Source organism: Puerhibacterium sp. TATVAM-FAB25, assembly GCF_046535855.1.
In the GTDB taxonomy this organism is placed as follows: Bacteria; Actinomycetota; Actinomycetes; order Actinomycetales; family Cellulomonadaceae; genus Puerhibacterium; species Puerhibacterium variabilis_A.
In genome coordinates, this window is sequence record NZ_JAXUAK010000026.1 from 25024 (window position 1) to 33039 (window position 8016).

An 8016-nucleotide genomic window follows, 5' to 3' on the forward strand; every position below is an offset into this window, starting at 1 on the left:
GTCGGGACCCAGGGCCCGGCTGCCGATCGGCAGCCGGGCCCTTCCGCGTCCGCGGGCGGGGCTCCTTGGCCGCGCAGCCGGCCGCCACACCGGCCGGTCGCGGCGTCGTCGCGGCGCGCGCGGACCTCAGAGCCGCGGCGGCCCCTGGCGCACCTTCTCCAGCAGCGCCTCGGGCGTCGTCGTGGTCGGGTCCCACCACGACTCGAGCCACCACGTCGCGCCCGCGTCGGCCAGCTCGCGGGCCTGCTCGGCGGCGACCTGCGGGTCGGCATCGAGGCGGCCCTGGTAGGCGACCTCGAACGGCCCGGCGTCCGGCCCGCGCCGCTCGGCGATCCAGTCGGTGAGCTCGCGGATGGCGCGGGCGTCCGCCTCGGCGTCCTCCGGCGACTCCCCGCGCACCTGCGGCACGATGCCGTCCCAGCGCAGCGCGCGCTCCAGGCTCTTGAGCGGCGGGCGCTCGGCGTCCCACACCCCCACGGGCCACACGGGCACGCGGCCGCGCACCGGCGGCTCGGGGAACCGGAACGCGCCGGTCTTGACCAGCTCGCCGTCGTAGTCGAACTTCTCGCCGGCCCAGGACCGCTCCAGCCAGCCCAGCACCTCGTCGAGCAGCTGCGCGCGCTCGCGCAGGGTGACCGGCTGACCGGGCACCGACGTGAACGCCTGGTCCGTCGGCACGCCCACGCCGACCGGCAGCACGAGGCGCCCGCCGGACAGGTGGTCGACGGTCAGCACCTGCTGGGCCAGCTCCCACGGGCGGCGCCGGGGAAGGGCGAAGACCAGGGCGCCCAGCGTGATCCGCTCGGTCACCGCCGCCACCGCGGCCAGCAACGAGAACGGGTCCCACGTCGGGTGGGCGTCGAAGCCCTCCTCGTCGAGGCTCACGCCGTCCCAGCTGAAGAAGCCGTCCCAGCCGTGCTCCTCCGCCTCGCGCGCCAGCCGCACCTGCTGCTCCGGCGAGCCGTAGCTCCCCACGAATCCGAACCGCATCGTCCGTCCCTTCGTCGTCGTCAGGCACGCACCAGGCTACGAGCCGCCGCCGACACGACGCCGACACGCTGCGAGGCGCCGGCGGCGGGTGATGTCGCGGCCCGCGACGTGCTGTGAGACTGGCGCCCATGGAGACCCTCGTCGTCGTCCTGCTCGCCCTCGCCGCCGTCGGCGCCGGCCTCGCGGCGGGCGTGTTCTTCGCGTTCTCGGGCTTCGTGCTGCAGGGGCTCGAGCTGCTGCCGGCGCCCGCGGCCGCCCGGGCGATGCGGTCGATCAACGTCACCGCGACGCGCCCGCCGCTCATGGTCGTGCTGTTCGGGACGGCGCTGCTGGGCGTCGTCGTCGCGGTCGTGGCCGTCGTCGACGGCTCGGGCGGCGCCGGGTGGGCGGTCGCGGGCGCCGCGGTCTACCTCGTGACGGTCGTCGGCGTCACCGCCGCGGCGAACGTGCCGCGGAACACCGCCCTGGCCGCCACGCCCGCGCAGGACGAGGCGCTCGCGCGGGCGTGGTGGGCCTACCGACCCGGGTGGGCGGCGTGGAACCACGTCCGCACGGCCGGCGGCGCCGTCGCCGCGGCGCTGTTCGTCGTCGCGCTCGTCACGGCGGGGGGCGCGGCGTGACCCGGTACGTCGGCCTGCTGCGCGGCATCGCGCCGTCGAACCCGGCCATGCGCAACGCCAACCTGCGGCGCGTCGCCGAGGGCGTCGGGCTGCGGGACGTGCGCACCGTGATCTCGAGCGGCAACCTCGTGTTCGACAGCGACGCGGCCGCCGAGGAGGTCGAGGCGCGGCTCGAGGCGGCGTGGCCGGAGCAGCTGGGCTTCGCCAGCACGTCGATCGTGCGCAGCCGCGCGGAGGTCGACCGCCTCGTCGCGGCGGACCCGTTCGCCGGCCTGGAGCACGGTCCGACGTCGTACCTGCTGGTCACGTTCGTCCAGGACCGGGCGCGGTGGGCCGCGCCGCCGGTGCCGGCGCCCGACGGCGTCGCCTACCGCGTCGTCGGCGCCGCGCACGGCGCCGTCTTCAGCGTCACCGACACCACGGTGCGGTCGGCCGACGTGATGACGTGGCTGGAGAAGGCCTACGGCACCGGGGTGTCGTCGCGCACCTGGCGCACCGTGCTGCGGCTGCGCGACGCGCTCGCACAGGACCGGTAGGAGCCAGTAACGCACCTCACGCCACGGCGGCCTTGCGTTGAGAATAGGCTGGGCGCCATGGCTTCCCACTATGACGTCGTGCTCCTCGGAGCCGGCCCCGGCGGCTACGTCGCCGCCATCCGTGCCGCCCAGCTCGGCAAGTCCGTGGCCATCATCGAGCAGAAGTACTGGGGTGGTGTCTGCCTCAACGTCGGCTGCATCCCCTCCAAGGCGCTGCTGCGCAACGCGGAGATGGCGCACATCTTCACCCACCAGGCCGACCAGTTCGGCATGTCGGGCGACGTGACGTTCGACTTCGGCAAGGCGTGGGACCGCTCGCGCGAGGTCGCCGACGGCCGCACCAAGGGCGTCCACTTCCTCATGAAGAAGAACAAGGTCACCGAGTACGACGGCCGGGGTGTCTTCAAGGACGCCAAGACCATCGAGGTGACCCTGAACTCCGGCGGGACCGAGACGGTCACGTTCGACAACGTCATCATCGCGACGGGCTCGAAGGTGCGCCTGCTGCCGGGCGTCGAGCTCAGCGAGAACGTCGTGACGTACGAGAAGCAGATCATGACGCGCGAGCTGCCGAAGTCGGTCGCCATCGTGGGCGCCGGCGCCATCGGCATGGAGTTCGGCTACGTCATGAAGAACTACGGCGTGGACGTCACGATCATCGAGTTCCTCGACCGTGCGCTGCCGAACGAGGACGCGGACGTCTCCAAGGAGATCGCCAAGCAGTACAAGAAGCTCGGCATCAAGGTCCTCACCTCCACCGCTGTCCAGACCGTCAAGGACGACGGCACCTCGGTGACCGTCTCCTACAAGGGTGTCAAGGACGACAAGCCGGGCGAGCTCGTCGTCGACAAGGTGCTCATGGCGGTCGGCTTCGCGCCGAACGTCGAGGACTACGGCCTCGAGAACACCGGCGTGCAGCTCACCGAGCGCGGCGCGATCGAGATCGACGACCACATGCGCACCAACGTGCCGGGCGTCTACGCCATCGGCGACGTGACCGCCAAGCTCATGCTGGCCCACGTGGCCGAGGCGCAGGGCGTCGTGGCCGCCGAGACCATCGCCGGCGCCGAGACCATGACGCTGGGCGACTACCGGATGATGCCGCGCGCCACGTTCTGCCTCCCGCAGGTCGCCTCGTTCGGCCTCACCGAGCAGCAGGCGAAGGACGAGGGCTACGACGTCAAGGTCGCCTCGTTCCCGTTCATGGCCAACGGCAAGGCGCACGGCCTGGGCGAGCCGGTCGGCTTCGTCAAGGTCGTCGCGGACGCCAAGTACAACGAGCTGCTCGGCGCCCACATGATCGGCCCGGACGTCTCGGAGCTGCTGCCCGAGCTGACCCTGGCCGCCAAGTGGGATCTCACGGCCGACGAGGTCGCCCGCAACGTGCACACGCACCCGACGCTGTCGGAGGCCCTCCAGGAGGCCATCCACGGCATCGCGGGGCACATGATCAACTTCTAGTTGATGGCGTTTGCCGGCACTCGCCGGCAGCCTGGTCAGAGGCCCGGATCTGCGGAAAACCGCAGGTCCGGGCCTCTTTGTGTCTCGGGGTGTCGCGGACACCTAGGGACAGGAGGGGCCCGGAGAACCCATCCGCTATGGCACGCGGGTGGCACGACGGGCACGACCAGGAGGCAGAGACATGGCTGAGGACAAGGCGGCGCGGCAGCGTCGCGAGGCGTGGGGGAGCCTGCGGCGGCTTCCCTCGAAGCGGTGGCAGGCCCGCTACACCGGACCCGACGGCATCGCGTACTCGGCGCGGACCCCGGAGGACAAGGCGCTGACGTTCCTCACCAAGGGTGACGCGCGGGCGTGGCTCAACCGGGTGCACGAGACGATCGGCCGGGGGGAGTGGGAGCCGCCGGACGCGATCGCCCGCCGGTGTCAGGAGGAGGCCAAGGTCGCGGCGCTGCGCGACGTCACGTTCCGGGAGTACGTCGAGCGCTGGCTCGAACGCATCGAGTCCGAGCCGGGCAAGGGAGGGCGTATGCGCAAGCCCGGCACCGTGCTCATGTACCGCGGCCGGGTCGTCAACTACCTGCTCGAGCCGCTCGGCGACACCAGGGTCCGCGACATCGACACCGAGGTGGTCCGCGCGCTCACCAAGCGCCTCGTCGCCCTGCCGTCACGGATTCGTCCGAACGCGAAGCAGAACGGCATCGCCGGCGACGCGGTCGACGTGCTGAAGATGATTTTGCGGGCCGCCGTGCGCGACGGCGTGCTCGCCGCGATGCCGGATGTGGCGACGCCGGCCAGGAAGTCGGTCCGCCATGACCAGGACCACACGCCCGAGGACGACGTCGCCACCCCGACCCAGGTCGAGGAGCTGTACGCGGCGGTCCCGCAGCCGTGGAGCGTCGCCGTCCTCTTCGCCGCGTGGTGCCAGCTGCGGCGCGGCGAGGTGCTCGGCCTGCAGAGACGGGACATCGTCTGGAACGTCGATCGCACGGCCGCGACGCTCTACGTGCGGCGCCAGAAGAACGGCTCCACCGGCGACCTCACCGACCCGAAGTCCGCGCAGGGCGTCCGGTCGATGGCCGTCCCGCCGCTCATGATCGACCGGCTGCGCGAGCACCTCGACGAGCGGGTCGCCGAGGCGCGAACCGCACCGGTCGTGCCCAAGGTCGCGAGGGGGCTCGAGCACATGCCCGTGTCCACCTGGAACCTCGTCTGGGTGGAACGCCGGGTGCTCGTCGCCGGGCTGCCGGAGGGCTACCGGTTCCACGACCTGCGGCACACCGGCCTGACGCGGTTCGCCCAGGAGGGAGCCACGCTCGCCGAGCTCATGCGACGCGGCGGGCACGCCGACATCCATGTGGTGCTGCGCTACCAGAAGGCGACGATGGCGCGGGACGTCGAGCTCGCCGCGCGGATGAGCGCGACGGTCGTCGACGAGATCCGGCGGGCTCGGTGAAACGCCGCATGTGCGCGTGGGGATCTGCGTAGGTAGCCCAAGCCGCGGGCCGCGTGGCTCCCTCGCAAACCGGGCGCCTGTGGTCCCGCCCTGTGGGGCGGGACCACAGGCGCCCGTCGCCGACCGCCGTGCGGGGCGTGGCCGTACGGCACACGCTCGGTTCATGGGTGATGAGGAGAAGTTCCACAAGGGCGACGAGGTCACGTGGTCCAGCCACGGGCAGACAGTGCACGGCGAGGTGGTCGAGGAGATCACTAAGGACACCGCGGCGGCGGGCCGGACGGTGCGGGCGTCGAAGGACGATCCGCAGTACCGCGTGCGCAGCGACAAGAGCGGCAAGGACGCGGTGCACAAGCCGTCCGCGCTGGAGGACGACAAGTGAGCGACGAGTTCGACGAGGCCGTGAACATGACGGCGAGCGAGCTGGAGCGGTGGTTGGAGACCGACGAGTCAAAGTCGGTGGGCCAGTCCGACGACGGCGGCGAGTCGGTCGGCCACGAGTCCGGCCGGCGGATCGTGGAGCTGCTGCGCAAGAAGAAGGGCGACCTGACCGACGACGACGAAGCGCACATGCGCAAGGTGGTCGGGTATGTGCACCGGCACCTCGCCCAGCGTCCGGACGGGGACGTCAAGGACACGAGGTGGCGCTACTCCCTGATGAACTGGGGACACGACCCGCTCAAGGACTGAACCGCGGGCGTGGCTAGGTTGTGGGACACGCGACTTGCGGCTGCAGCAGCCGCGTAGCTACGCGTGGGAGTCTGCGTAGCCTCTAGTTTTGCGGCTGCGTAGGCCGTTCGACCCCCGCGAGCGGGAGGAGCGAGACGATGACCTCTTAGCGCGTCTCGGCGGACGGTGCCCTTGGCTCAACGAGGGCGTTGAGATTGGCGATGAGTTGGCTCATCGGTTCAGGACCGATGACGGTGCTAAGTCGCTCGCCGAACCACTGGAGCCAGATCGCGTCGATCTGCTCGACGTCGATCCTCCCGTCCCGAAGCAGGCGCAGCGCGATGGGCGCTGCCTCCAGGTCGTACTCGTCGACCGGCGCGCCATCGGGTTTACCCGGCTCGAGCTCGTAGGGATCGAGGTCGTTGAGCAGTGCGACGACATCCTTGACGGTCCGTCTCCACAACCGAGTGCCCTGCCGCATGGCGTCATGATCCATTAGGTGCTCGACCTGAAGCAGCCACGGGACGCCGGGGACCCGCAACTGTTCCAGGGCGTCGCGCTTGAGTACTCCGTGGGGACCTAGTCAGGCGGCGGCGTGCCGGGCAAGTTCGGGGGCGTGTACGGCTCGCCGCTCTGGTCGTGAAGCCAAGCGTCCAGACGCTCCCAGGCGTACGCGTACGCCTTCAGGATCGCCGCGCGCTCGTTGTCGTCGGCGCCCCGCGCCTCGGCCTCCTGCACCGCCAGGAAGGCGCCCTGCGCGCTTGCGGCGTGAAGCCGGGGGTGAGATCGCGGAAGGTGCTGCGAAGTGTCGTCACGCGTCGAAGCCCTCCCGGGCGTCAAAGGCGGCCGTCGTGAGGACGTCCAGCGCGAGGAGGCGTGACGGAGCCGCGCCGACTTCGGCGAGGCGGGCCATGGCCGTCTCCGTGGCGCTCCACGCGTTAGGGGCGTCGAGAGTGAGGGTGTAGGAACGAGCGCGATGGGCGTCCTCGAAGATTGCGACGTGGAGGTCCTTGAGAGCTTCGACGTCGTCGTCCAGGTCGCTGGCGTGAGCGCCGGCCTCGAAGTCGGCCGTCACGTTGAAGAGGGTCACGGGCCGGACAGTACGCCGAGCTGGTGACGCTGGCTGGGATGCTCTGGATCCGTGGCGTGGGCTGTTGCCCAGCCCCGATAGGTCGGGTGCTCAGGTTCTCGACCTGCCGTTGGGCGAAGCGGTCTTTGCACTGGCGCTGCGCGTGCGTGCCGAGGTCCCTTCGTGTCAACCCGACGGCGGTACCGTGAGCGCCGTGGTCGTGACATTCGATTCGCTAGGGGACGCCCAGACACTTGTGCCGGCCAGGGCTGGGTACAGCGTGGCGGCCGCCGCGGTGATGGCAACGCTCGAGGCCACCTTTGGAGTTGATGTTGCCGAGTCACTGCGTCCGCTGAATGAACCGTTGGCGACAGTCCCGCCGCGTGTGGCGATGAAGGCCGTGATTGGTGGGGTTGAGTGCACGCTTTACGCCGACCCTCGAGCCATCAACGTGCTCACGCCCGGCATCAACGCTGACAGCCACCTTCGGGCATGCGCCTTGCATGGTGGAGCCGTAGTCGCGTCGCCGTCGCCGCGCCGCGGCGGGAACCCCTCGTTCGCCGGGATCCGCTACGCGCTTGGCGGCCCAGAAGCGCAGGAAATCGCTGACGCCGAAGTCATGGCCGATGAAGCTGCTGGACGACGTCCTCGCCGTAGCCTTCTCATGTCGGCAACCGACCGCCGAGCCATCGAAGAGCGCGCCGTTCGTGTCGCCACGGACTACTTCGAGTCGCTCGGCTTTCAGGTCGCTGATGTGGGTGCATTTAAGTCTTACGACCTTGATTGCCGACGTGACGAAGAGCATCTGTACGTCGAAGTCAAGGGAACCACGAGTGGCGGGGACGCCATAATCCTGACCAAGAACGAGGTCGAACTGCACCGCGCTGCGTACCCGAATAACGCCCTCGCGATCGTGCGGCGGATCGATCTGGAGCGGTCTGGCGGTCGGGTAGTCGCGTCCGGTGGCGAACTGGTGGTGACGACACCATGGCATCTCGACGAGGCCGCGCTGGCACCGCTGAGCTATAGGTACGCGACCGAAGGTGGCATCTGACCGCGGTGCCACCCCGATCTATCGGCACAGCGGCCGAGCCGCCGACGTGGACGCCTGGGTCTGCCGACCGTGTAGCTGGCATTGACGTCTTTAAGGCGGCCGACGGGCTCTCCGCGACAGCCAACGAGTGACGACAGCCACCCGCTCTGAGCGTAGCGAGAGAG

General features: G+C 70.4%; 10 protein-coding genes. 7 read left to right on the forward strand and 3 right to left on the reverse strand.

Annotated elements, in window-relative coordinates; genetic code table 11:
* Positions 1 to 126 precede the first annotated feature (126 nt).
* Positions 127 to 990, reverse strand: coding sequence for an LLM class flavin-dependent oxidoreductase (locus tag U5M74_RS15765; RefSeq protein WP_410909870.1), 864 nt, complete (start codon positions 988 to 990; stop codon positions 127 to 129).
* A gap of 128 nt (positions 991 to 1118) precedes the next feature.
* On the opposite strand from U5M74_RS15765, the gene U5M74_RS15770 reads away from it, so the two are divergent.
* The 6 genes from U5M74_RS15770 to U5M74_RS15795 all read left to right on the forward strand — a co-directional run bounded on the left by U5M74_RS15770 (position 1119) and on the right by U5M74_RS15795 (position 5750).
* On the forward strand, positions 1119 to 1610 hold the full coding sequence (locus tag U5M74_RS15770; RefSeq protein ID WP_410909871.1) for an anthrone oxygenase family protein: 492 nt from the start codon (positions 1119 to 1121) through the stop codon (positions 1608 to 1610).
* A complete protein-coding gene (locus tag U5M74_RS15775; RefSeq protein WP_410909872.1) occupies positions 1607 to 2146 on the forward strand; it encodes a DUF1697 domain-containing protein in 540 nt (179 codons plus the stop codon). The genes U5M74_RS15770 and U5M74_RS15775 overlap by 4 nt, the downstream gene beginning before the upstream one ends.
* A gap of 57 nt (positions 2147 to 2203) precedes the next feature.
* Positions 2204 to 3607, forward strand: coding sequence for a dihydrolipoyl dehydrogenase (gene lpdA, locus U5M74_RS15780; RefSeq protein WP_410909873.1), 1404 nt, complete (start codon positions 2204 to 2206; stop codon positions 3605 to 3607).
* A 181-nt stretch (positions 3608 to 3788) separates the two neighbouring features.
* Positions 3789 to 5060, forward strand: coding sequence for a tyrosine-type recombinase/integrase (locus tag U5M74_RS15785; RefSeq protein WP_410909874.1), 1272 nt, complete (start codon positions 3789 to 3791; stop codon positions 5058 to 5060).
* Between the two features lie 163 nt (positions 5061 to 5223).
* A complete protein-coding gene (locus tag U5M74_RS15790; RefSeq protein ID WP_410909875.1) occupies positions 5224 to 5442 on the forward strand; it encodes a DUF2945 domain-containing protein in 219 nt (72 codons plus the stop codon).
* On the forward strand, positions 5439 to 5750 hold the full coding sequence (locus U5M74_RS15795; RefSeq protein ID WP_410909876.1) for a DUF3140 domain-containing protein: 312 nt from the start codon (positions 5439 to 5441) through the stop codon (positions 5748 to 5750). Before U5M74_RS15790 ends, U5M74_RS15795 begins: the two co-directional genes overlap by 4 nt.
* A 145-nt stretch (positions 5751 to 5895) precedes the next feature.
* Here U5M74_RS15795 and U5M74_RS15800 read toward each other — a convergent pair whose 3' ends face one another.
* Entirely contained in the window at positions 5896 to 6210 is a 315-nt protein-coding gene (locus tag U5M74_RS15800; protein ID WP_410909877.1) for a hypothetical protein, read from the reverse strand.
* A 330-nt stretch (positions 6211 to 6540) separates the two neighbouring features.
* Positions 6541 to 6819 (reverse strand): hypothetical protein, encoded by a 279-nt coding sequence (locus tag U5M74_RS15805; RefSeq protein WP_410909878.1) that lies wholly within the window; start codon positions 6817 to 6819, stop codon positions 6541 to 6543.
* A 193-nt stretch (positions 6820 to 7012) separates the two neighbouring features.
* On the opposite strand from U5M74_RS15805, the gene U5M74_RS15810 reads away from it, so the two are divergent.
* Positions 7013 to 7852, forward strand: coding sequence for a protein NO VEIN domain-containing protein (locus tag U5M74_RS15810; protein WP_410909879.1), 840 nt, complete (start codon positions 7013 to 7015; stop codon positions 7850 to 7852).
* Positions 7853 to 8016: the final 164 nt, after the last annotated feature.